This is a genomic window from Loktanella agnita (assembly GCF_046640325.1).
In the GTDB taxonomy this organism is placed as follows: Bacteria; Pseudomonadota; Alphaproteobacteria; order Rhodobacterales; family Rhodobacteraceae; genus Yoonia; species Yoonia agnita.
Genome location: NZ_JBJMBF010000009.1, coordinates 133,387 through 156,923, shown reverse-complemented (window position 1 = coordinate 156,923; position 23,537 = coordinate 133,387). Strand labels below are relative to the sequence as shown.

The 23,537-nt window shown below is 56.1% G+C and carries 18 protein-coding genes and 2 pseudogenes; 16 read left to right on the top strand and 4 right to left on the bottom strand.

Going from position 1 to position 23,537, the window contains the following annotated elements; genetic code table 11:
* Positions 1 to 212: 212 nt before the first annotated feature.
* From ACJ5NV_RS12285 to ACJ5NV_RS12245, 9 genes and pseudogenes are all read left to right on the top strand, one after another.
* Positions 213 to 1,508: an O-antigen ligase family protein gene (locus ACJ5NV_RS12285; protein ID WP_411644077.1), complete on the top strand. Its 1,296-nt coding sequence runs from the start codon at positions 213 to 215 to the stop codon at positions 1,506 to 1,508.
* Between the two features lie 173 nt (positions 1,509 to 1,681).
* On the top strand, positions 1,682 to 2,458 hold the full coding sequence (rfbF, locus tag ACJ5NV_RS12280; protein ID WP_411644075.1) for a glucose-1-phosphate cytidylyltransferase: 777 nt from the start codon (positions 1,682 to 1,684) through the stop codon (positions 2,456 to 2,458).
* Positions 2,400 to 3,158 (top strand): annotated as a pseudogene (locus tag ACJ5NV_RS12275) (NAD-dependent epimerase/dehydratase family protein); the annotation flags it as partial. The gene rfbF and the pseudogene ACJ5NV_RS12275, both read left to right, overlap by 59 nt.
* Before the next feature lie 423 nt (positions 3,159 to 3,581).
* A complete protein-coding gene (locus ACJ5NV_RS12270; RefSeq protein ID WP_411644116.1) occupies positions 3,582 to 4,769 on the top strand; it encodes a methyltransferase domain-containing protein in 1,188 nt (395 codons plus the stop codon).
* Positions 4,766 to 5,935: a class I SAM-dependent methyltransferase gene (locus ACJ5NV_RS12265; protein ID WP_411644074.1), complete on the top strand. Its 1,170-nt coding sequence runs from the start codon at positions 4,766 to 4,768 to the stop codon at positions 5,933 to 5,935. Before ACJ5NV_RS12270 ends, ACJ5NV_RS12265 begins: the two co-directional genes overlap by 4 nt.
* Positions 5,932 to 7,089: a class I SAM-dependent methyltransferase gene (locus ACJ5NV_RS12260; protein ID WP_411644073.1), complete on the top strand. Its 1,158-nt coding sequence runs from the start codon at positions 5,932 to 5,934 to the stop codon at positions 7,087 to 7,089. The genes ACJ5NV_RS12265 and ACJ5NV_RS12260 overlap by 4 nt, the downstream gene beginning before the upstream one ends.
* A 6-nt stretch (positions 7,090 to 7,095) precedes the next feature.
* A complete protein-coding gene (locus ACJ5NV_RS12255; protein WP_411644071.1) occupies positions 7,096 to 8,637 on the top strand; it encodes a lipopolysaccharide biosynthesis protein in 1,542 nt (513 codons plus the stop codon).
* A gap of 6 nt (positions 8,638 to 8,643) precedes the next feature.
* Positions 8,644 to 9,528, top strand: coding sequence for a glycosyltransferase family 2 protein (locus ACJ5NV_RS12250; protein ID WP_411644069.1), 885 nt, complete (start codon positions 8,644 to 8,646; stop codon positions 9,526 to 9,528).
* Positions 9,525 to 10,820, top strand: a complete 1,296-nt coding sequence (locus ACJ5NV_RS12245; RefSeq protein WP_411644067.1) for a right-handed parallel beta-helix repeat-containing protein — start codon at positions 9,525 to 9,527, stop codon at positions 10,818 to 10,820. Before ACJ5NV_RS12250 ends, ACJ5NV_RS12245 begins: the two co-directional genes overlap by 4 nt.
* Positions 10,821 to 10,826: 6 nt before the next feature.
* Here the strand turns inward: ACJ5NV_RS12245 and ACJ5NV_RS12240 are convergent, their stop codons facing one another.
* Positions 10,827 to 13,793 (bottom strand): LamG domain-containing protein, encoded by a 2,967-nt coding sequence (locus ACJ5NV_RS12240; RefSeq protein ID WP_411644066.1) that lies wholly within the window; start codon positions 13,791 to 13,793, stop codon positions 10,827 to 10,829.
* 700 nt (positions 13,794 to 14,493) lie between these two features.
* Between ACJ5NV_RS12240 and ACJ5NV_RS12235 the strand changes: the two genes are divergently transcribed.
* From ACJ5NV_RS12235 to ACJ5NV_RS12210, 6 genes and pseudogenes are all read left to right on the top strand, one after another.
* On the top strand, positions 14,494 to 14,736 hold the full coding sequence (locus ACJ5NV_RS12235) for a hypothetical protein (protein WP_411644064.1): 243 nt from the start codon (positions 14,494 to 14,496) through the stop codon (positions 14,734 to 14,736).
* Between the two features lie 175 nt (positions 14,737 to 14,911).
* Positions 14,912 to 15,544 (top strand): hypothetical protein, encoded by a 633-nt coding sequence (locus tag ACJ5NV_RS12230; protein WP_411644062.1) that lies wholly within the window; start codon positions 14,912 to 14,914, stop codon positions 15,542 to 15,544.
* 122 nt (positions 15,545 to 15,666) lie between these two features.
* A pseudogene (locus ACJ5NV_RS12225) lies at positions 15,667 to 15,789 on the top strand (NAD(P)-binding protein); the annotation flags it as partial.
* 18 nt (positions 15,790 to 15,807) lie between these two features.
* Positions 15,808 to 17,316 (top strand): GMC oxidoreductase, encoded by a 1,509-nt coding sequence (locus tag ACJ5NV_RS12220; RefSeq protein ID WP_411644114.1) that lies wholly within the window; start codon positions 15,808 to 15,810, stop codon positions 17,314 to 17,316.
* A complete protein-coding gene (locus tag ACJ5NV_RS12215) occupies positions 17,309 to 18,256 on the top strand; it encodes a glycosyltransferase family 2 protein (RefSeq protein ID WP_411644061.1) in 948 nt (315 codons plus the stop codon). Before ACJ5NV_RS12220 ends, ACJ5NV_RS12215 begins: the two co-directional genes overlap by 8 nt.
* Complete coding sequence (locus ACJ5NV_RS12210) at positions 18,253 to 19,146, top strand: glycosyltransferase family 2 protein (RefSeq protein WP_411644059.1); 894 nt, start codon at positions 18,253 to 18,255, stop codon at positions 19,144 to 19,146. The genes ACJ5NV_RS12215 and ACJ5NV_RS12210 overlap by 4 nt, the downstream gene beginning before the upstream one ends.
* Positions 19,147 to 19,173: 27 nt before the next feature.
* Here the strand turns inward: ACJ5NV_RS12210 and ACJ5NV_RS12205 are convergent, their stop codons facing one another.
* From ACJ5NV_RS12205 to ACJ5NV_RS12195, 3 genes are read right to left on the bottom strand one after another with little or no spacing between them, the layout of a single operon-like run.
* Complete coding sequence (locus tag ACJ5NV_RS12205) at positions 19,174 to 19,977, bottom strand: CpsD/CapB family tyrosine-protein kinase (protein WP_411644057.1); 804 nt, start codon at positions 19,975 to 19,977, stop codon at positions 19,174 to 19,176.
* 10 nt (positions 19,978 to 19,987) lie between these two features.
* Complete coding sequence (locus ACJ5NV_RS12200) at positions 19,988 to 21,511, bottom strand: GumC family protein (protein WP_411644056.1); 1,524 nt, start codon at positions 21,509 to 21,511, stop codon at positions 19,988 to 19,990.
* Complete coding sequence (locus ACJ5NV_RS12195) at positions 21,508 to 22,362, bottom strand: ExeA family protein (protein ID WP_411644054.1); 855 nt, start codon at positions 22,360 to 22,362, stop codon at positions 21,508 to 21,510. Before ACJ5NV_RS12195 ends, ACJ5NV_RS12200 begins: the two co-directional genes overlap by 4 nt.
* A 442-nt stretch (positions 22,363 to 22,804) precedes the next feature.
* Between ACJ5NV_RS12195 and ACJ5NV_RS12190 the strand changes: the two genes are divergently transcribed.
* A complete protein-coding gene (locus tag ACJ5NV_RS12190) occupies positions 22,805 to 23,491 on the top strand; it encodes a sugar transferase (RefSeq protein ID WP_411644053.1) in 687 nt (228 codons plus the stop codon).
* Positions 23,492 to 23,537 lie beyond the last annotated feature (46 nt).

Sequence of the window (23,537 nt, the reverse complement as noted above, 5' to 3'; positions counted from 1 at the left end):
GGTCGGTAAAGCACGTGGCGTTAAAATTCGTCTGTTAATATGGTTAACTCAACAGAACGCAGGGCGCGTGACAATAAAAAAAGCCGCCTGCGATCTATATCAGAGCCTTTATAAGCGCCCTGCGCCTCTTGGCGGGTGGCAGATTTTGCGATATCCTTTGCGCTATTGTTAACGTGCGAATAAAATTATTGCGACCAGCGGAGGTATTTCAGGTGGTCCTTGCGTCTGCTGATATTTCACCCCGGCTGGAGCGCAAATCAGATGCGCGATCTGTGTTTCTGACGCTGTTCCTATTAACTATTCTGATGCCCTTTGCCTTTACGCTGGCCGGTCTGCGATTGTCGCCTAATCGGGTCTACCTGCTACTGGCGATTGTGCCCTGTGTGATCGCTGTGGTGCAGGGTCGGATCACGTTAATTGACGTGCTTTTCATGTTACATGGACTGTGGATCGTGCTTGCGCTGCTTGTTATGCACGGCCTGGCGCGTCTGCCTTTTGCGGGCATTACGGCCGTTGAACTGGTGGGCGGCTATTTTGTGGGCCGCGCCCTTGTGCGCAGTGAGCAAGATTATCGTCGCGTGCTGCGTTTTATTCTGATCTCGCTGATCGTACTCTTGCCTTTTGTGGTTGTCGAAACCCTGAGCGGACGGCAGTTGATCCTAGAGGCTGGCCGTCTGTTTTCCGACACGCCGGTCCGTGCTCATAGTGCCTATGGCCGGATCGGGCTGGAGCGCGCCTATGGGGTGTTTCATCATCCGATCCTTTACGGGCTGTATTGCGCGACATTGCTGGCCAATGCCGTCTATCTGATGCGGTCACGGATCACGCTGACATGGATGACCATAGCGCTGGCGCTGGGGATGACCTTTATGTCGCTGTCTTCGGCACCGCTTTTGGCCTGCGGAATGCAAATTGGGCTGCTGCTTTGGTGGTGGCTGATGCGCGGGCGCTGGGTGCTGTTGATTATCCTTTCCGTGTTGGCCTATGGCGCGCTCGACCTCGCCTCAAACCGGACGCCGATCACGATTATGATTGATACGGTCACATTCAATTCGGGCACCGGCTGGGTGCGGATTGCCATATTTAAATATGGCTGGGCGGCGGCGTTGGATAACCCGGTCTTTGGTATTGGGTTCAATGATTGGCCAAAGCCTAGCTGGCTGACCCGTTCAGTCGATAATTTCTGGCTGCTGACGGCGATGCGCTATGGGATGCCGGGGGCAGGGTTGCTGATCGCCGCGTTCCTTTTTCATCTGCTGCTAATTGGGCGGGCAAAGCTGTCTGGTGCTGTCGATTGGGCGCGCATCACCTATGTCATCACCCTGATAAGCATCGGTTTTACCCTGATTACGGTGCATATCTGGGAAACGCTGTCTGTCTTTGTGATGTTCTATATCGGGGCAGGTGCGTGGATGTATCAACAGCCACCACAGAATCCTGACGCGCAGGTTCCCTCGGAACGCCCTATGCGTGCGCCCGTCAGATATACCCGCTTTGCGCCAGAGTGAGTGAATTACGAGCGGCAAGCCGCGGGAAACATGCCATTTTTTTGCCACAATCGAATCTTCTTGGAAAACACCCGGATTTCATGCAAAGTTTAGCCCATTAGATACGCCGGTTTTGCACACTGCATCCGGTGCCTTTGTTGATATACGCCTGAATTTTTTGAAGAGGCTTTGTTTTGAAGATTGCAATTCTTGCAGGGGGTAAGGGCACGCGCCTTGCCGAAGAAACTGTTGTAAGACCCAAGCCTATGGTGGAAATCGGCGGTAAGCCGATCCTTTGGCATATTATGAAAATCTATTCCCATTACGGGTATAACGACTTTGCGGTCGCGCTGGGCTATAAGGGCGATTACATCAAACGCTATTTTGCCGAATACGGTGCGCTGAGCGGTGATCTGACTGTGCGACTGGGGGAAAAGAACCCGGTGCAGCGGCATGAGCAGGATCATGCGCCTTGGAATGTTGACCTGATTGAAACCGGGGATGAGACCCTGACCGGTGGGCGTGTCAAACGGCTGAAGCCGCATCTGGGCAATGAAACCTTTATGTTGACCTGGGGCGATGGCGTGGCGGATGTTGATCTGGACGCGTTGCTGGCGTTTCACCGCAGCCATGGTAAGCTGGCCACGATCACTGCCGTTCGTCCGCCTGCGCGCTATGGTCATATGCGTTTTGACGGTGATCAGGTCACCGCGTTCGAAGAAAAGCCGCAGACCGCCGAGGGCTGGATCAACGGTGCCTTTTTCGTGCTGGAGCCGCAGGTGCTGGATTACATCGCCGGCGATGACGTGATGTTCGAACATGCGCCTTTGGAAAATCTTGCCGCTGATGGCCAGTTGATGGCCTACCGCCATACCGGGTTCTGGGCGGCGATGGATACGCTCCGCGACAAGCATGTGCTGCAAAAGATGTGGGATCAGGGCAATCGCCCATGGGCAAAGTGGGACGTTTGAGATGCGTGTATTGGTAACAGGAAATCGTGGCTATATCGGCGTGGTGCTGACCCCGATGTTGCAAGAGCAGGGCCATGAGGTTCTGGGGATCGACAGCGATCTTTACGAGCGTTGCACATTCGCGCCGGGTGGTGACATGCCCGAGGTGCCCACGGTGATGAAGGATATCCGTGATTGCGTGCCTGCGGATTTCGCGGGTGTCGATGCGGTGATCCATCTTGCGGCGCTGTCAAATGATCCGCTGGGCGATTTCCGGCCTGACACGACATTCGCCATCAATCACGAAGGTACGATGATCGTCGCCCGCGCGGCGAAGGCCGCTGGCGTGAAACGCTTTGTTTTTTCGTCCTCTTGTTCCAACTACGGCGCAGGCGGGGCTGATTTCATTGATGAAACTGGCGCCTTTAATCCGGTGACCCCGTATGGCGTCAGCAAGGTGCGTTCGGAACAGGATCTGGCGGCACTCGCCGATGATGATTTTTGTCCGACCTTCCTGCGCTCTGCCACGGCCTATGGTGTCAGCCCGCGGATCAGGTTTGATCTGGTGCTGAACAATCTGGTCGCCTGGGCTGTGACCACGGGTAATATTCATATGAAATCGGATGGCACGCCTTGGCGTCCGATCACGCATATTGCGGATATCAGTGCTGCAATGGTGGCTACGCTGAACACGCCGGTTGAGATGATCCGAAACGAGGCGTTCAACGTCGGCGTGACAGAACACAACTATCAGATCAGTGAACTGGCGCAGGTCGTGGCTGATATTGTGCCGGGTTGCGAGGTGACCTTTGCCGATGATGCGGGGCCGGACAAGCGGTCTTACCGAGTGAACTGCGATAAGATCCAGCGCGTCATGCCGCATTTCAAGCCGCAATGGGATGCCCGGCGGGGCGCGCAGCAGCTTTATGATGCTTACATGGCGCAGGAGCTGACGCTGGAAGAGTTTGAGGGGCCGCGATATCAGCGCATTGGTCATATTAAGAAGTTAATCGCCGACGATCTGATCGACGCAGAGCTGCGTCATACTGACAAAGGTCAGGGCGCGCGACCGCCGAGCTTTTCCGCAGTTTTTACCCGTGACGCGGCTGGTGTGGCCTGCATTTCCTGTGCGCATCAAGGTTTGATGCCGATCATTGATCTGGGTCTGATGCCGCGATCCGATGGGTTGCTGGACGATGCCGCGCTGGCCCGGCAGGAAAGCCTTGTGCCTTTGCGTTTGGGGTTCTGCCCCGCCTGTACGCTGGTGCAGCTGCTGGAAACCCGCCCGGCTGAGGAAATGTTCGGCGATGACTATGTGTATTTTTCGTCTTTTTCCGACGATCTGCTGGCCCATTCACGCGCGAATGCAACTGAACTGATTGCGAACCGCGATCTGGGGGCGGACAGTCTGGTGGTCGAGATTGCGTCTAATGACGGCTATATGCTGAAAAATTTCAAGGATGCGGGCGTGCCTGTGCTTGGGGTTGACCCGGCCCGACAACCGGCCACTGCTGCGCAGGAAAAAGGGATCGACACGATCAACGATTTCTTTACGCATGACCTCGCCGCCCGATTGCATGAAGAAGGCCGCCGCGCGGATATTATTATCGCCAACAATGTTGTGGCCCATGTGGCGGATCAGAATGATTTGGTTGCAGGCATGGCCCGGTTGATGGCCGATGACGGGCAGGTGGTTGTTGAATTCCCCTATGTGCGCGACATGATCGACTATATCGAATTCGACACGATCTATCATGAACATCTTTGCTATTTCTCAGCCCGCTCTGCCCAAGTGCTGTTTGCCCGCCATGGGCTGCATTTGAACGATGTGCGGCGGTTGCCGATCCATGGCGGCTCTATCCGGCTTTATTTCGGAAAAGCGTCGGACCCCAGTCGGACTGTGACCGATCTTTTGGCGGAAGAGACAGCGCTGGGGCTGGATAGCTACGCCTATTATGGGGCGTTCGGCGCGCGGGTCGTCAACTTTCGCACAGCCGCCCGCAAGCTGGTGCATGATCTGAAACAACAGGGGAAACGTGTCGCAGCCTATGGTGCTGCGGCGAAGGGCACGATCATGCTGAACTATCTCGGCCTTGATGCAGGCATCGTGGATTGGGCGGCGGATCGCAATGTGCACAAGCAGGGGAAATATATGCCCGGCGTGCGTGTGCCGATCGCTGATCCGTCGAAAATGCAGACGGACCGCCCGGATTACGTGATGATCCTACCGTGGAATTTTCGCGAAGAAATTATCCGCCAGCAGCAGGATTACCTGCAAGCCGGGGGTAAGTTCATCGTGCCAATTCCCTATCTTGAGGTCGTTGGCGCATGAGCGAGATCACCTGCTGCCCGGCTTGTGCCAGCGCTGCCACATCGGTGATCTACCAGCTTGACGCGATCCCGGTGCAAAGCTGTATTTTGCTGGACACGCCGGAAGAGGCGCGCGCTTTTCCGCGCCGCCCGTTGGTGCTGCGGTTTTGTGATGATTGTGGCTTTGTCTATAATGCGGTCTTTAATCTGGCGCAGGTGGATTACGCTTCGACCACTGAAGAAAGCCAGCATTTTTCGGGTACGTTCAATCGCTTTGCGCGCGATCTTGTTGCTGAGATTGCGTCGCTGCACGATCTGAAAGGCCAGCAGGTGCTTGAAATCGGCTGTGGCAAGGGTGACTTCCTGCAAGAGCTGGTGCAGCAGACCGGGGCACAGGGCCTGGGTGTTGATCCCGGTTTCATCCCGGCGCGCCTGCCCGGTGCTAATGGGCAGGACATCCGGTTTCAGCGCGAATATTTTGACCCTGCAACGGTCCCTGCCACCGATTATATCGTCTGTCGCCATACGCTGGAGCATATTCCTGCGGTGGGGCAGTTCATGGCTGATGTGATGGCTGCCACGCGAGGCCGAGATGAGATCGGCGTGTTTTTCGAGACACCGGATGTGGCGCGCGTGCTGGATGAAGGTGCGTTCTGGGATATTTATTACGAGCATTGTTCGTATTTCACGCTGGGTAGTCACGCACGGTTGTTTGAACGGGCAGGGATGGGCGTGACGCGGCTCTATCTCGCTTATGATGGTCAATATATCATTCAATATGCAAATATTGGTGGGTCGGAGTATCTGGCGCAGGCGGATGACCTTGACCGCGTGCGGGCATTGGCAGCGCGTTTCCCGGCGAAAGTTGCCGAAACCCGCGCCTATTGGACGGACTATGTCCAAAGCCGCCATGCAAGCGGGAAGCGCGTTGCGATCTGGGGGGGCGGATCGAAGGGTGTCTCATTCCTGACCACAAATGACTTGGCGGCGGAGATCGCACAGGTGATTGATATCAATCCGTTTAAGCAGGGTAAGTATCTGCCTGGCACCGGCCACCGGGTCAGTGGCCCAGATGATTTGCACGCGGCACCGCCTGATACGGTCATCGTGATGAACCCGATCTATTTGCCGGAGATCCGTGACCAACTGGCGGGTATGGGTCTTGCCCCTGAACTGGTGGCGGTATGATGTGCCCGGTTTGTGGCAGCGCGGATGTGGCGTCTTTCTTTACGCTGCCGGCTGTGCCAGTCATCTGCAACCAGCTTTGGCCTGATGCGGCGGCCGGGCGCGCGGCGCCTGCGGGTGATGTGGATCTGACTTTGTGCAATAATTGCGCGATGATCTGGAACGCGGGGTTTGCGCCAGAGAAGATGGTCTATGCGCCGGGCTATGAAAACGCGCTGCATTTTTCACCGAATTTTCGCACCTTCGCCGAAGGCCTTGCAAAATCGCTCGTGGATGAATTCGATTTGGCGGGTAAAGACGTGGTCGAGATCGGCTGCGGCGATGGCTATATGCTGGATCTGCTGGCCGCCAATGGTGTGGCCCATGCGACTGGGTTCGACCCGAGCATGCGTGACGTGCAAACCCCATATACACGGCGCGACGGGGTGCGCATTGAGCCGGAGTATTTCCGATCAGATCAGCTTGACCGACCATTCGATGCGGTGCTTTGCCGCCACGTGCTGGAACATCTCGACGATCCGATGTTGCTGCTGCGTGATATCCGCAAAGCAATTGGCGACCGCGATATTCCCGTCTATTTCGAGGTGCCGAATGCGAGCTGGATGCTGGACAGCGTGTCGCTTTGGGATGTGATCTATGAACATGTGGGCTATTGGACCGAAGCGTCGATCAGCGTGGCTTTTGTACGGGCAGGTTTTGACAGGGTGGCTGTCAATGTTGGTTATGGCGATCAGTTTCTGATGGTGCGGGCGTGGCCGGGTGAGGCCCAGCCGAATAGTGTTCATCCAGCCGTTGAGGCAACGCGCGATGCGGCACAGCGCTTTGCCGATTTGTCCAATGCTGAGCTGGAAAAATGGCACGACCGGCTGGTTGAATTGGACGGACAGGCCGTGATCTGGGGGGCAGGGTCCAAAGGGATCACCTTTGCCAATGCAGTGGGCGCGCCGCCAGATAGCCTTGCCGGGCTTGTCGATTTGAACACGCGCAAACATGGGCTTTATGCACCGGGTGCGGCCTTGCCCGTGATGGCACCCGAGGCGCTATCGCACGTGCAGCCGGCACTGATTCTGATTGCCAACACGCTTTATGAAACCGAAATCACGCGACAGGTCCGCGATATGGGGCTGTCACCGGATTTTGGTGTGATCGCCGGGTGACCGGCGATGGCTGAGGCTGGCAAAGTCATTCTGTCGAAACGTCTGGTGATGATCAACGCGGCCAGTTCGGTGCTGTCCAAGCTGATTAGTGTCACGGTGATCTTGTGGACCTATCAGTATCTGCTGAAACGGATCAGCACAGAGGAATTCGCCGTCTTGCCGGTGGTCGGCGCGATGATGGTTTTCGCGCCACTGTTCTTTTCCTTTTTCACCGGCGGGATCAGCCGATATGTCACGGCGGCTTATGCGCTGGGTGATGATGCGCGGATCACGCAGATCATATCATCGATCATGGTGCCATTGGCGGCAGCCGCGCTGGCATTTATCGGGCTGGGGCTGGTATTCGCGGCCCATATTGATGCGATCCTGAATATCGCGCCGCATATGGTGGGGCAGGCGCGGATGATGATGGCTTTGCTGGTGATCAGCTATGCCTTTCAAATGCTGGCAACCCCTTATCAGACGGGGTTTCATGTGCATCAGAAGTTCATTGAACTGAACCTGCTGGGTGTGGCGCGCGATCTTTTGCGGATGGTGCTGCTGCTGGTATTGTTGCTGGGGGTCGGACCGCAGGTGATCTGGGTCGTCACCGCGACCGTCATTGCCGAGACGCTGTATGCGCTGGTGACCTATACTCGTGGTAAGGCGCTTGTGCCGCAGCTGCAATTCAGGCCTGCCGCCTTCAATGCGGGGCAGGCACGGCAGCTGTTTTCCTTTGGCCTCTGGACGACGGTGGGGAGGCTGGGGAGTGTGATGTATACCCATGCGGCGACATTGGTTTTGAATATTTATGGCTCTGCCGCCGATGTCACATCCTATCATATCGGGTCGACCTTCTTTCGGCAGATGGAAAGTGTGATCTCGCTTGCGTCGCTGCCGCTGCAACCGGCGATGACGGCGATGCATACGACGGGTGACACATTGCGGCTGCGCACCACGCTTTTGCGCGGTGGTCGCTACGCTTTGTGGGTCTCTCTGGCGGTGGCGGTGCCGCTGATGATCTATGCGGATGACTTTATTGATATCTATCTTGGGCCCGGGTTTTCGCAGGCGGTCAGTGTGACAATCCTGTTCATGATTATGTTTCCCTTTACCAAGCCAACCCAGCTTTTGGGGATGCTGGCCATCGCCAATGGGCAAGTTCGCGCATTTTATCTGCCTGCATTCCTGTTTCAGTTGCTGGGGCTTGTGTTGATGCTGATCTTTGTGCGGATGACCGATCAGACCGCGATTGCTGCCACGCTGGCTTTGACGCTGATTACGATTGGATCGCAAGTCAGCTATTATTGGCGGATGTGCTTGCGCATGGCGCAGGTCAATCTGGCGGAGTTCACGCGTCAGGTGCTGATCCCTGGCCATCTTCCAGCACTTGCGGGCGGGGCGATGTGGATCACGCTGAAACTGATCGAACCGCCAACTGACTGGACCAGCCTGATCGCCGTTAGCCTGACGGGGGGCGTGGTTTATTTGATCGTGCTTTATGCCTTTTGCCTTGAGCCGCAGGACAGGCGCGCCGTCGCCCGTGTCTTTGGCCGTCAGCTCGCGTGAACCGGTATGCATAACCCCACTGTCACAGTTGTTATTCCATGCTTTGACCGAGAGGAGACCGTTCGCGATGCGGTTGATAGCGTGTTGATCCAAGACTACGCGCCGTTCGATGTGATTGCTGTCGATGATAATTCGACTGATGGCACCCGCGCTGTGTTGGAGAAAATAACCGATCCGCGGTTGCGGGTGACCGTCAATCCCGGCGCGCGGGGCCCCAGCAGCACCCGTAACCATGGTGTGGCCATGTCGGACGCGGATTGGGTCGCGTTTCAGGATAGCGACGATCTGTGGCTGCCCGGTAAGCTTGCTGCGCAGATGGCGCGGGTGGCTGGCAGCGATTATGTTGCCGTGTATTGCGGGATGCTTGTCAAGACGGATACGGACCCCAACACGCCGGTTCAGCGCCGCTATCCTGACCGCACCGTGCATCCGCTTGAAGGGGATATTCTGCCCAGTCTGACGCGTGGCAATTATATCTCTACCCAGATGTTGGCCGTGCGCCGTGACGTGTTCGACAAGGTTGGTGGCTTTGACGAGGACCTGCCTGCTTTGGTTGATTGGGATCTGATGCTGCGGGTGGCGGGGCAGGGGCCTGTTGCATTTGTTGATGCTGATCTGGTGGTGCAGCGGATGACGGCGAATTCAATCACCAAATCCACGCAAAAGCGACTGGTCGCGCAGGAATATGTGCTGAAAAAGCATCGTGGTCTGTTGGCACGTTATCCTGCATCGCTGGCGCGGCATCATCACCGGGTGGCGGGCGGATATCGCAGTTTCGGGCAGTACCGGCAGGGTGTGCCCCATGCCAGAGCGGCGTGGCGGTTGCAGCCGGGGAACCTGAAATATCTGGCGAGTGCGCTTTGGACCAGTTTGCGGGGGATTGCGACGTGATCCGTGTTGCCGCGATATTGATGCTTTACCTGTTTGCCGCGTCGCCGGTGATCGCGCGCGACCTTTATGTTGCACCCATCGGGGCGCCGACGCATGTTGATCCGGACGGCAGTGATGCGCGGCCTTACCCTTCGCTGGCCGATGCGTTTCGTATGACCACCGTGAACGGCGGTGACAGGTTGCTGATGCGCGAAGGCTCTTATGGGCCACTGGTGCTGGGTGGGTTGGACTATGACCGGCCCGTGATTTTTCAGCCCGTTCCGGGCGAGATTGCGCGGGTGGATTACATTGCGGTCAAGAATAGTCGTAACCTGACCATCCGTGATTTGCATGTGATCCCGGACCAGCCGACCGGCCAGCGCGTATTGGTGCAGACCGATAGCGTGTCCTCCGATATCAGTTTTGAGGGTCTTCATGTTCAATCCCGCCCGGACCTTGAATATCGGGCGTGGCGTTTCGCCGATTGGACTGGCCCGATGGCCGTTGGCGGCGTGCGATTGAATGGGCCGCGTAATCGGCTGTTGGACAGTCGGATTATCGGCATGACGACGGGTATAACCTCTACCGGGGTTGGGGCGCAGGTAATTGGCAATTATCTGTCGGGGTTCAGTGCGGACGGGTTGCGCGGGCTGGGGGATGAAACGACATTTGTGGGCAATCGCATTGAGGATTGCATCAAGATCGACGGTAATCACGATGATGGATTTCAGGCTTGGGCCCCGCGCGGCGATCAGGCAGGGGCGACCCTGAGCGGGTTGGTGCTAGAGCAAAACAGTTTCATTGAATGGACCGGGCCGCCAAATCATCCGCTGCGCTGTGTTTTGCAAGGGATTGGTATGTTCGACGGCCCTTATCAGGATATTCGCATTCGCAACAATCTGGTCGCGGTCAGTGCCTATCATGGGATTACCGTCAGCGGCGCGCAGGGGCTGGAGATTGTCGGCAATACGGTGGTGCTGATCGACGCTGGCATTTCTGCAGGGCATCCGTGGATTATGATTGGCAATGGCAAGGAAGGGACGCCGGCGCGGAATGTGACGCTGGTGAATAATGTTGCCATGCGCTTTTCCGACCGCAGCGGGGCGATCACCACGCCTATCGCCGCAGAGAATGCCACGGTGGTCGATCTTGTTTCGGCTTTTGCCGATCCGCTGCAATTGGATTATCGCCCGCGTCGGGGCGGACCGCTGATTGATGCAGCGCGGACACTGCCCGGGTGGGACCAAGACATTAACGCAGGAGCCAGACCCTTGGGCCCGGCTCCTGATCTTGGTGCTTATGAGGTGCAGTGAAACGGCTTAGAATATGAACGCGTCACTGGTGTCGATATGCGCCTCCAATACGGATTCGATCATTTCGGCTGTCACAATCACCCCTTGATCGTCCTCTGTCGAAGCTACGGCATCTGTTTCTGCGATGCGGCTGGACGATTGCGCATCGAAACCACGCAAGAAATCAAACCACTGTGCCATGATTTCTGCGAAAGAGCTGGCATCGCCACTGGCATCATCCGTATTGGTGGCTTCTGTTTCATCGTCCACCATCGGACCAGCTATAACTGTCGGCGCGGCTGCAGATGCGGCTGAGGGGACTGCAATCTCTTCAAAGGTGAACCCAGAAATTCTGCCCGTGAACACATTGTCATAGCCGGGCGCGCCGTCGCTACTGGCCCAGCCATTGGCGCCGATTTGCAGATATTGATCGGTGTCCGCCCAAGACCACGCGAGTTGCGCGTCTTGTACCGCTGCACCATCCACGATCAGGGCGACTTCGGTCCCGTCGGTTGTGACCTCTACATCATAGGTCTGACCTGCGTTGATACCGGGTAGTGTCATCACGACTTCCCGACCTTCTGGTGTTTGGAAACGGACGTTCAGATTGCCGTTTTGCAGGTAGATGTTGAGGTGGTGCCCCGAATATTTGGCATCATTCGAGACCAGCCCCTGAAGCTGATCGGCGTCCGCTGCATTGAAGCTGAAGCTTAAAGAGGCCGCGTCGTAGGCGGGCACCCCGTCTGGCGCAACTTCGATCACGTCGGCATCAGATGCAAAGTCGATGACCGCCGTTGCAGGGGGGAGTTCGTTTCGATCAATATCCGGTGTCGGTACCGGGGCCGGTAGGTCGACGTCGCTGAATAATATGCCATCGATCTCTCCGGCAAATACCTCGACAAAACCCGCGCTGCCGGGCGCACTGCCCCAGCCATTCGCACCGATCTGCATGTATTCATCGGAGCCCGACCAAGACCAGTTCATCGCGGCGTCGTCCACGATCTGTCCATCGACGGAGAGCGCCACCGTGTCTCCGGTTGCAATCACCGCCACCTCGTAGTTGGTGCGCGCCGCTATCCCATTATAGGACAGTGATACCTGTTGCCCGTCTTCGGTCTGGAAACGCGCAATCAGTGTATCGCCTTCGAGATAGACGTTCACGTGGTTGCCAAAACCATAGGCATCGCGGGATATCAACCCCTGTCGACCGCTGGTGTCGATGGCGTTAAAGTTGAAATTTAGTGTGCCGGTGTCGAGCTCAGGCACATCGTCAGGCGCAATTTCCACCACATCAGCGGCAGTGCGGATCATCAACGCCTCTTCCGCGCCCGGCAGCGGGAGAGTGACGACTGGTTCCTGCGGGTCCGGTACATCCGGCGTCAGGCTGCCAAAGCTCAGGTCGCTGATTTGACCCGAGAAGACATCGACGAAGCCTGCACCACCAGAACTGCTTGCCCAGCCATTCGCACCGATTTGCATATATTCAGCCGAGCCGGTCCAAGACCAATCGAGATCGGCGCCGTCTACCACGGTGCCATCGATGGAGAGTTGAATTTTTTCGCCGGTTGTCGTCACTGCGATATCGTAGTCGGTGCCTGCGCTGATCCCGTCGCGGGTCAGCAAAATTTCTGTTCCGTCGGTGGTCTGGAAACGTGCAATCAGCGTGTCGCCCTGCAGATAGACGTTCAGATGATCACCCCAGCCGGACGCATCCCGCGACACCAGACCTTGACGCCCGTCAACATCGTTGGCGTTGAAGCTGAAGCGCATGATGCCTTCTTCCAGATCAGGAATCAGGTCTGGCGCGATTTCAAGCACATCCGCCACGGTGCTGATAGTGATGGTATCACTGACCCCCGGCAATGTGTCCGCCGGTTCCGGTGTGGTCGGTGTGCCAGTGGGCGGATCGGTGGGTGTCGGCGTAGGTGTCGACGTTCCGCCGTCGTTTTGTATCAATTCACGCAGACGTTCAAAGGCCCCGACCCCAGACGAAAGCCCAACAGGTGAGCCGCTGGGTGGCAGAAAATCGGTCCACACGTTGCCGTCGCCTGAAAAGAGGTTCTCTAGGTTGGCGCCGCGCCCATAGACATAGTTGCCGTCGATTGCAGATGAACCTGTTTCATCCATGATCAGTTTGACGACATTGTCGCGTACGGTCGTGCCGCTGTTATCGTAACCATTTTTGTCGGTCAGGCGGATTACCGCACCGCCGTCGTTGGACCAAGGAATTAGTGTGTTGTTTTGGATCAGTACGTCGCTTTGCCCGCCATTGATGTAGATGGAATTGGGCGAGCCAATGGCGATCAGATTATCCTCGATCAGCATGTTCGTGTAGCCGGGTCCGTAGGATTCGCTCATAAAAATACCTTGGCCATAGACGCTGCCGGTATTTTCGTTGTCATAGAGCAGATTGCCCCGGATCACGATGTCGGAGGGGTTTACGCCTTTAATTCCGATAAACTGCATCATGTCCGGGTGCATGGGGGGAGTAGCAGTGATGTCATGCAGCGTATTGTTTTCAATAAGGCCGTATTTCGAGGTTCCTGTCACCCGCAGCATGTCACTTTCGGCATGATGCATATCATTATTGGTGATCCGAAAGTTTGTCACATCGTTTAGCGTTAGTACATTGTAACTGTTTGCGATTTCGTTTCCGTCCACGGTGATGCTGTCTGCGTCACGGAAATAAATGCCCGCCTTAAAGTTGTTGTCGGTGTAGACAAGATCACTGCAGCCTTTGAGTGCGCGCACATGGCTGTTCACGTTTAGCCCGTTCACGGTGACGTTTGATGCACCTTCGAAGTTGATACCGGATAGGGTCGCCTGCAGCGGGTTTTCCGCCGTTATCGTGATCATGGAAGAATAGTTGTCGTTGATCTGAATGGTGCCGTAGTTGCCGTTCTTGAGGACAATGGTTTCGCCGCCGGATGCTGCCGCCAATGCCGTTTTTAGTTCGTTTGTGCTGGATACGATGATGTGTTGATCGGTTGCCAAAATTCTGATTCTCCATTGCGTGCTTCGTACTGCCAAGTCTTAGGGGGAATGTGTTCACTTCATGTCTAGAAGTCCCATTCTCGTCCCCTTCGGCCCCTGACAGGCTTTGCTGTGATCGTTCCAGAGTAATGTGGCGGGTTCTGGGTGAAGCTCAACCGGGGTGGTTAATTGATGATAAAAGCGGCTTAAGTTTTCCTAACAGAGACGATTGTTGCGATTTTATGGGTGCGATAATTTCAACACAGGCGTGAAAAAATGTTGGAGTTCAAAACGCTGGCGCGGCGTGCTCGTCATCGCGGTTATCGGCTGATTTAAGCCGATAGGTTAACATCGGGGCGCTTCCTTAGGCTTTAAATGCAGGTGATAGCAGAAATCCGCCTATCTACTCGCGATGTCGGCGAATCTTTGCTTATGCACCGTTTGGTGCAACTCAGGGTGTGGTCGTCTCGCGTATCTTGCTAGCTATTCTTGGGGAGGGGGTGCCCAATTGTGGCGGGCGCTGCCACATTTGGGCTCGTGGATGCATTGCGCCGCATCGGTTGGAGCGGTGCGCACGACCGGCCTGGGCACGGTGGCGTGTGCGGGTCTCGGTGTATTGTTCGGGTTCACCGTTACGTCGCTTTTCTGCCAAGTTGATTTTGTATTTGCTCGGGGCTAAGGGTTGGTCTGGGTCCCGACTATGAAAGAGCAATTAACTGAGATGAACGACTCGCAAAGGCCGCAAGCGACGCTTGTGATGGTGGTTATGGTTCTGCTGGCAGCAGCGGCCTTTTGGATCGGATTGATCGCGACACTCTTGGCTGGCACGGGGTTTGGCGCGGCACTGCGGAACGGCGTCTTTGGCGGGCTAGCTGTGGTGATCGCGATGTCTGCGTTTTCGTGTCTGAAGCGACTGGCTTGCCGTCGTGCGCAGTCGCAAACCAGTCAAGAGCACAATCCCTGATTGATTGCGCCCTAGAGATTTTGCATGGATTGATAGGCGAAGCCTAAAAATTTGCTCAATTTAACCTTTTATCAAGGGGTTATCCCGTACGAATTTGTTTTGAAATTTCATCAACTCGTGTTAATTATGATAATTATTTTAATCAGAACATAGGTGACCCGTGATTATAGTTCACATGAAACGTTTATTGGCAGTTGCTGCAATTGCATTGACCGCGTCGCAAGCCGCTGCCGTCGAATACCCTACCTTTACTGTTGATGCGGCGGCTTCATCCGTAAGTGTCACATCTGCAAGTTGTTTGCCGCGATGCGGCATTACGCCGATAATTAATCCTGCGTTGAGCGACGTATCATTTTCCCTTGACCCGTCGGGTGCAGGTAGCCGCGAGCAGATCCGGAATTTTGTGATCTGGTCAGCAAACGGATCATCCATTGGGGAATACGATGTGAGCCTTGATATTGTCTTTTCGGCACCGGATTCCGTCACCGGGGGCACCGGTGGGGCGGCAACATTTGTTAGCTTTATGGGAAAAGTTATCTCAGGAGCCGTTCAGTGGAGCAAGGACTGGCAAACGGTATCGTTCGCTCAGGGTTCTGAGATTAAGGTGCGTATGGATGGGCTAGAGTGGCTGGATCACAATGGGACGCTTGGATCTGCCTTGCAGATTAAGGCGGCGAACCTTGTGCCAATGACAACGCCGTCCCCGGTGCCGCTACCGGCAAGCCTGCCGATCATGGCAGTGGTCTTGATGCTGGGTGGAATGGTGGCGCGACGCCGCGGCGGAGAATCCTTGGGTCTTTCGGCCTGAGATCTGCAATTATTTATGGACCCGTCCCGGTTTGGGGCGGGTCCATATTTTATGTAATCATTTCATCATTGCGGCGTTGTTGCTTTGATCCGTCTTAATTGAAATCACCATTCCCGGTTTACATGATCATCGACCGTTTTGATCCAGCATATGTTGCGCGATTTGCAGCAGAATTCGTGGTGGTGGGAAGCGGGCCCATTGGGCTTTGTATTGCGCGCCGACTGCGTAAGCACGGGCGCAAAGTGTTGGTCTTGGAGTGCGGCATGCGCCAGCGAGATCCTGATATTCAAGACAGTGCGAAGGCCGAACTTTTGACCCCGCTCACGCATCACCCTCCTGATATCGCGGTCAGCCGCCGTCTGGGTGGAGGCGGCCATCTTTGGGGGGGGCGCTGTGTGCCTTTTGATCCTATTGATTATGCGCCGCGCCCTTGGTTGAATTTGCCTGGTTGGCCGTTCGACAGCACTGAAATGGATGACTATCTTGCAGACGCTTGTGTCGAACTGGCATGTGGCGCGCCGGTTTTTCTGCACGGGCATGATGTGCCTCTCTCAAAAGGCAGTCCCTTTACGCTTGATCGCTTGGAGCGGTGGAGCAATCAACCGCTGACCGCCAAGCTGCATCGGGCTGAGATAGCGGCAGATCCTGACCTTGCGCTGGTGCTGGGTGTCATGCTGACCGGCGTAATCCGGCGCGAGGATGGCGGGGTGATGGCGCTGCGTGTGCTGTCAGAAGATCAGCAGTATGAAATAGACGCCGATCACGTCGTTTTGGCGATGGGCGGTGTCGCGACGACGCAGTTCTTGCTTAACCTTCAGGACGTGGAACCCCGGCTGTTTGGCGGTTCGGAAGGTCCGTTGGGGCGGCATTACATGGGCCATGTTAACGGCCAGATCGCAGACATCGAAATGGGGCCGGAGGCATTTCACGCACTGGCACCATTTATTCAAGATGGCACGAGCTATTTACGCCACCGTATTGTGCCGACTGATGACACGCAAGCCGAGCATCGCCTTGCGAATATCGCCTTCTGGCCCGTTGTGCCGCCGATCCATGATCCCGCGCACCGCTCTGGCATCCTCTCTGCGATTTTTCTGACGCTATCTTTTGGTTGGCTGGGACGTCAGGTGATTGCGGAACCGATCCGGCAAAAGCATGTCGGTCAGCCGCCATATCGCCGTGTGGCGCATCTGGGCAATGTCCTTCGCGACCTGTGGTCTGTGCTGAGTTTCGCGCCCCGGTTCTTGTGGCAGCGTTTTGGTGCGAAATTGCGTATACCCGGTTTCTTTTTGATCAATCCGGCCCATCGCTATGGGTTGGAGTTCCATGCGGAGCATTTGCCCGATCCCGACAGCCGCATCACTTTGTCCGACGAGTGCGATGCCAGCGGCGCACGGCGCGCGCGCATCGACTTTCGCTTTTCTGAAATGGATGCCGCCAATATTCTGCGCGCACATGACGCGCTGGATGAGTGGTTGCGTGCGGAAGGTCTGGGGCAGCTGATCTACAGGGTGCCGAAGGCAGGACGTGCGAAGGAAATCATCGCTGTTGCCAAACACGGCAATCACCAGATCGGGACGATCCCGCTGGGCTGCGACCGCGAAACGGCGGTGGTCGATCCGTGGGGCAGTGTTTTTGATATTCCCGGTCTGCATGTTGCCTCGACCGCGATCTTGCCAACCTCATCCCAGGCTACGCCGACACTGATGGGGGTGCAGATGGCGTTGCGGCTGGCTGATCGGTTGACTAACGGAGGAACTCAGCATGGCTGATGCACCGATCCTGACCATCATTGTCGTGAGCTACAACACACGGGACCTGACGCTGACGTGCTTGCATACGGTTTTTGACAATACCCACCGCGTTCCGTTTCGCGTTGTCGTCTACGACAATGCCTCGCGCGATGGGTCAGCCGATGCCGTGGCTGCGGAGTTCCCGCAGGTCGAACTGATCCGCGCGCGGGAAAACTGCGGCTTTGCCGCCGCAAATAATATCGTAGCGGCAACGGCAGAGACTGAGTGGCTGTTGCTTTTGAACCCGGATACGGAAGTTCATTCCGGGGCGATCGACGCGCTTTATGATTTTTCTGTCGCGCATCCGGAGGCGGGCATCACGGGCGGGCGCACAGTTTTCCCTGATGGCTCGCTTAACATTGCGTCCTGTTGGAACCGCATCACGCCGTGGAGCGCTTTCTGTATGGCGACCGGGCTAACAGCGGTCTTTCGCAAATCCGCGTTTTTCAATCCTGAGGCCATGGCTGACTGGCGGCGTGACACCGTGCGTGAGGTGGACATTGTCGTTGGCTGTTTCCTGATGATCCGTAAAAGCCTGTGGGATGAGCTTGGCGGGTTCGACTTGAAATATTTCATGTACGGGGAAGAGGCCGATCTGTGCCTGCGCGCGAAAGATATTGGCTATCATCCGATGATCACGCCTGCTGCGCAGATCATGCATTTGGTTGGCGCATCGTCGAAATGGGCCGCGAGCAAGGCAATTCTTGTGGCGCGTGCCCGCACAACGCTGATCCGGGATCATTGGCCGCAGACGCTGGTGCCTTTTGGCGTCGCGCTGATGTGGTTGTGGGGCTGGAACAGGGTTCTGGCCGCGCGTGTCATGATGTTGTTGCGCATGCGTTCAGGACCTGCGCTGGCAGAAAAATGGTCCGAAGTTTGGTCGGCGCGTGCGCTGTGGCTTGGAGGGTATCGTTCATGAACGAGGCCGCGATCATTATTCCGCATTACAATGATCCCGACCGCTTGCGCCGCTGCCTGTCCGTGTTGGTGCCACAGGTGCAGGATCAGCCGGTTGAGATCGTTGTCGTCGATAATGCATCAACCGTTGATCTGAGCGCCATCAAAACAGATTTTCCACGGGTGCGTTTTCTTGACCAGCCAGAAAAGGGGCCGGGTCCGGCGCGTAATCTAGGCGTTGTCCAGACCACCGCACCGCGTCTGTTTTTTACCGACAGCGATTGTGTTCCGGCCCCTGACTGGGTGGCTACGGCTCTGGCGATCAGTCCTACTGATAAGATTACGGGCGGTCCGGTCAATACGTTTGACGAGGACCCGCCACCGCGGAGTGGGGCGCAGGCGTTTGAGACTGTCTTTGCCTTCCCGTTTGAAGATTACGTAAAGCGCCAGAAATTCACTGGCACAGGGAATTTGATCACGACAAGGAATGTCTTTGAAAAGACCGGTCTTTTCGCTGGGGGCGTATTTGAGGACAAGGACTGGTGCCTGCGTGCGGGTGCGCTTGGGTTTCCTGTGGTGTGGCATCCGGGGTTAATTGTGTCCCATCCGACACGTGATGATTTTGCGGGTCTATGCCGCAAGTGGAAATCCAATGTGCGCGTCGCTTACAGTCGAAACGGTGCGGGTTTCAGGGATCGCCTGCGATGGGGCGCGCGCGCGCTGATCGTAGCGGGGTCGGGCGTGTTGCATCTAGGCAAGGTTGCGCGGCATCCGCTACTTTCCCGGCGCGAAAAACTGGCTGCGGGTTGGACGCTGCTGCGATTGCGCAGCATGCGTGCGGTCTGGATGATTGGGCAGCTCATCCGCAGGCCCGATATGCGCCCTGAAGGGCGGCTTTATGACGATGCTTAGCGTCGGTTTTCTGCAAAGCTGAGCCCGTCAATAGGATGGGTCCGTACTGCCTTGGCCGAGTTCGGGGAAGCGGCATTTGTTCACGACCAACCCCGCCACGTTGGTGATTGCTGCCAAGTCACGCTCGCAGCTGTCGATTTCGGACATTTTGGTTTCTTCGGCAGCGACGATGGCCAATGCGCAGTCGACCGCAGGGGCGAGGGCGGCGGTATCGTCGTTTGAGTAAATCGGTGGCATGTCGAAGATCATGAGGTCGGGTGCGTAGGTCTCTTCAATCTGTGCGATCAGGTCATGCGTTCTGCGGTTCAGCAGGCTTTCGGCGGGGCTTTGGCTGATCTCTGTTCCCATACAAACTGCCAGATTGCTGCCAATACAGACGGCGTGATCCGCAAAGCTTTTGCGGCCTTCCAGCACACTGGCGGTACCGATGGCGCTGCGATAGCCAAAAATATTTGCAAGCGAGGGCGCGCGCAGATCGAAATCAAGAAGTATAGTGCGCATTTCGGGCTGCCGCGCGATACTGATCGCGAGATTGACGCAGGTGGTCGATTTGCCGCAGCCGCTGCCAGCCGAGGTGACCATCAGCTTTGTCCAGCCGGAGCGCCGCATTTGCTGTAGCAAACGCGTGCGCAAAATATCAACAGACACCTGCGCCGGGTCCAAGCCAGAGGTGATAATTCGAGCGTGTTTGAGTTGTGCCGCCGCAGGCGTAAATCGGCGCAGTGCACGCCATGCATCATCTGACGCCTCGGAATTTGGGCTGATATGCGCCCGTTTCTTTGTGCTGCGCTGTCCGCGCGCTTTTTTGATCGCATTCTGCGTTCGTTCCATCGTTCTAATCCTATGTCCGTGCAATTGCCTGTATGATGTCGAAGACCGCGCCCAAGCCGCCACGCAAGAAGATGATGATCGCGAAGCCTGCCAGCAGCGTTCCAAGGATGGCTGCTGACCAGAACAACCTTGTGCGCCAACGCTCGGCCCCGGTGGTCACATAGGGGATCGTCGCCAGCGGTGTGATGCCGAAGGTCCGCGTCAGGTCGGAGGGGCGCTGTACCGTGTCGCGCAGCATTTCCAAGAGGAAAACTGCCGCCAGCCCTAGCGCCAGCCCCAGGCTGAGCCCGCCAGCAACGATCAGTATGCGATTGGGGCTAACCGGGCTCCGCGGTAGCACGGCCTGTTCGACAACTGAAATGCGCTGCCCTTTGGATAAAACCTCGATCCGTTCGCCGGTGGCGGCGGTCGATAGACGTTCCACGGCCGCATTATACTGCGCCTGCATGTTTTCGTAGTTCCGTTCCAGCCCGTCCAGCGCGATCGCATTGGCGGGCGTGGCGCGAATGGCGGCGTCGATTTCGGCCATTTCGGTTTCGACCGCGGTAATCTGTTCGTCCAGCTGTTCCTGTCGCGCGTCCAGTTCGGCAAGTTGCACGTCCACCTGCGTGGTGCCTGTGGTCGGAGGCACGACGGTTGCTGCGTTTGCCTCTACCTGCGCTTCGAGTTGGGCGACCCGTGCGCGTAGTAATTTAATTCTTGGGTTGGTTTCGGAAAAGACGGCCAAATTGCGGTTTAGCTCTGCGCGTACGTCCTGCAATTCGCGTGCGGCCAGTGTCATCGGCACCGCGTCCGGGACGCGCACTTGACCTGTTTCCTCGAACACCTCTAACAGGCGGTTGCGCTGTTCAGTCAATTGCGTGCGCTCGCGCCTGATTTGGGCCAATCGTTCTTGCAGGATGGATTGTCGGTTGAACCGATATTCTGCGCCTTCTGGCAGCGCGTCCACGTTTTCATTCATGAAAGACAGGATCGCCGCGTTGATTGCGTCAAGTTCTTCACCGAGCCGGACCACTTCGTTCTGGAAGAAACTGAAAGTCTGCCCGGCCATTTCTGTCCGAAAGGCGGTATCTTCGGTCAGGACAAAGCTGACCACGGCGTTAGCGATGGCCAACGCCTGTTGCGGCTCTGTCGCATCGGCGCTGATTGCCACAAGTGTCGCCTGTCCGCGCCCACCAGAGCGGATGTCCAGCACGATAGAGTCCCGCATGTGCCTGAGGAGGCGATCAGGTGTCTGTATCTGCCCCGGTGCCTTGATATCCAACGTCGCGGCGAGATCGAGAAGCGTGCCGCGTGCGTAAAGCCTTTGCTGGATGATCTGAAGTTGTTCCAGTGCGTCGGTGCGCACGGTCGAAGCGGCAAGGTCACCCGGGATCAGCGAAGGTTCGACCAGTAGATTGGCATTTGCCCGGTAAACGGTCGGCAATGTTATCGCGAGTGTCAGTGCCAGCCCGATAATCGCGCCCGCCACCAAAAGAAAGAGCCCGAACCGGTGTTTGAGAACGGCAAGATAATGTCGCAGGTCGAACGTCATGAGGTCTTTTCCTGTTGAAATAGTCTATAGGGCAGGAACATTCCGTCCCCCAGTACATCGGTCACTGTTTTGCGGCTGACCGGGTTTTCCGCAGTTGTGGCTGCCCGGACCATGGCGAAATTGCAAAGCTGGTTGATCAGGCGCGGTGTGCCTTGGGTTGCGGTAAAGATGTCTGATATGGCATCGTCGGCAATTTCGTTTCCCGTGCCACCGGCGGCGCGCAGAAGGTGGCGGATATAGGTGGTGGTCTCTTCCGGTCCCATTGATGTCAGATGATAGTTTGCCGCGACGCGTTGTTTGACCTGGCGCAGCTCTGGGAGGTTGATCGTATCACGCAACTCTGGCTGGCCGATCAGGATGAGCTGAAGCAGTTCGTCAACACCAGAGTTGATATTGGTGAGCATCCGCAGTTCTTCGAGACCCGAACTACGGATGTTTTGTGCTTCGTCAAAAATCAGTACGACGCGCCGCCCGGCTGCGTAGTGTTCGATGAGCAAGTCCTGTAAGGTCTGGAACAGTGTGACGTAGCTCGCGCCGCTTTCGATCCGGACATCCAGTGCGTTCAGGATCCAGTGCAATAGCTGATCGGTGGTACCCATCACATTAGAGACCAGTCCGATGATCAGATCCTCGGCGGTTTCTTCCATTAGCTTGCGCAGGAGGGTGGTTTTGCCCGCGCCAATCTCGCCGGTGAGCAGGGTAATTGGCGCACAAGAGGTCAGGCCGTAGCGCAGAGTCTCAAACGCGTGCTCATGGCGCGGGGACCAGAAAATGACATTTGGATCGGGCAGCAGCTTGAAGGGCCGGTCATCGAACCCGAATACACTGGCAACATTGCCGAAGTTCTTCATTCAATACATCCTAGGTGTCATGTCGGTAATTATTTTCGCCGGATAGGCGTAAATTTAATAAATTGTTGATGAGTATCGATTCGCTTGGATTGAGTTGATTCGCGGTTGTGAGGCTGGCGTGTGCTGATCTCCCTTGGCGCGATTCCCAAAAAACACCGTCCCGGCGCCCATAAAAAACAGCATATAAGGCAACCTACCGATAATTTCGTTAATTATTTGTTAGTAATTGCGCAAAAAATGTGTCAACAATGTGTTCGATAGGTCATTGGTGACGTTGTTAAAGTCGTTTTTCTGGCAGTATTCCCTGCCAATGAATTGCCGTTCCGCGCATTTGAATATGTGGATCGGTGCCAATTTTAGTATCAAGAAGAATACCTAGGGGTGATTAATCCCTAATTCAATAAATTTGTAATTTTTCGGGGGCCGGTTCGGTTTTATTTTTATGTCATATACAAGACTAGATCACAGTTTTGACGTTGCTACATCGGATTCAAGATCGCTGTCACGCCTATTGCGCAAGGCGCGATTTTACGAGCGTTACGGTAAGCGAACACTTGATATCACGCTCATAGTTTTTGCAGCGCCTGTGATTGTGCCATTGATGCTGTTGATGTGTCTTCTCAGCGTGTTGGACGGTGCCTCGCCTTTCTATTTCCAGCAACGTCTGGGGCGGAACCGAAAGGTTTTTCGCTTGATCAAGCTGCGAAGTATGGTGCCGAACGGTGATGCTGTACTGGCTGGCATACTTGCGAAAGATCCCGTGAAAGCCGCGTATTGGTCAAAGCACCAGAAACTTAGGCCTGATCCGCGTGTGACGCCTTTTGGTCGCTTGCTGCGCAAGACGTCGCTGGACGAGCTGCCGCAACTTTGGAACGTCCTGCGCGGTGAAATGTCGCTTGTCGGTCCACGCCCGATGATGCCGGATCAATGGGCCATCTATCCCGGCACAGATTATGCGAGCATGCGTCCGGGTCTGACAGGTTTGTGGCAGGTGTCCGAACGCAGTAATTCCACGTTTGCTGCGCGCGCAAGCTACGACAGTGACTATTACGAAACGCTGTCACTAAAGACAGACCTGCGAATTATTCTACAAACATTTGCGGTCGTGTTTGCCTGCTCTGGCGAGTGATTGCCAGGGCGGCGAGGGTCGCCTGACCTGAACGAAAAAGCGAGTA

What these genes read in the sequence shown, in the direction of transcription:
- ACJ5NV_RS12215 (WP_411644061.1), top strand. Translation starts at nt 17,309, where the DNA reads ATGGCTGATGCACCGATCCTGACCATCATTGTCGTGAGCTACAACACA.
- ACJ5NV_RS12270 (WP_411644116.1), top strand. Translation starts at nt 3,582, where the DNA reads ATGCCGATCATTGATCTGGGTCTGATGCCGCGATCCGATGGGTTGCTG.
- ACJ5NV_RS12190 (WP_411644053.1), top strand. Translation starts at nt 22,805, where the DNA reads ATGTCATATACAAGACTAGATCACAGTTTTGACGTTGCTACATCGGAT.
- ACJ5NV_RS12195 (WP_411644054.1), bottom strand. Translation starts at nt 22,362, where the DNA reads ATGAAGAACTTCGGCAATGTTGCCAGTGTATTCGGGTTCGATGACCGG.
- ACJ5NV_RS12265 (WP_411644074.1), top strand. Translation starts at nt 4,766, where the DNA reads ATGAGCGAGATCACCTGCTGCCCGGCTTGTGCCAGCGCTGCCACATCG.
- ACJ5NV_RS12230 (WP_411644062.1), top strand. Translation starts at nt 14,912, where the DNA reads ATGAAACGTTTATTGGCAGTTGCTGCAATTGCATTGACCGCGTCGCAA.
- ACJ5NV_RS12250 (WP_411644069.1), top strand. Translation starts at nt 8,644, where the DNA reads ATGCATAACCCCACTGTCACAGTTGTTATTCCATGCTTTGACCGAGAG.
- ACJ5NV_RS12220 (WP_411644114.1), top strand. Translation starts at nt 15,808, where the DNA reads ATGCGCCAGCGAGATCCTGATATTCAAGACAGTGCGAAGGCCGAACTT.
- ACJ5NV_RS12210 (WP_411644059.1), top strand. Translation starts at nt 18,253, where the DNA reads ATGAACGAGGCCGCGATCATTATTCCGCATTACAATGATCCCGACCGC.
- ACJ5NV_RS12260 (WP_411644073.1), top strand. Translation starts at nt 5,932, where the DNA reads ATGATGTGCCCGGTTTGTGGCAGCGCGGATGTGGCGTCTTTCTTTACG.
- ACJ5NV_RS12255 (WP_411644071.1), top strand. Translation starts at nt 7,096, where the DNA reads ATGGCTGAGGCTGGCAAAGTCATTCTGTCGAAACGTCTGGTGATGATC.
- ACJ5NV_RS12200 (WP_411644056.1), bottom strand. Translation starts at nt 21,511, where the DNA reads ATGACGTTCGACCTGCGACATTATCTTGCCGTTCTCAAACACCGGTTC.
- ACJ5NV_RS12235 (WP_411644064.1), top strand. Translation starts at nt 14,494, where the DNA reads ATGAACGACTCGCAAAGGCCGCAAGCGACGCTTGTGATGGTGGTTATG.
- ACJ5NV_RS12205 (WP_411644057.1), bottom strand. Translation starts at nt 19,977, where the DNA reads ATGGAACGAACGCAGAATGCGATCAAAAAAGCGCGCGGACAGCGCAGC.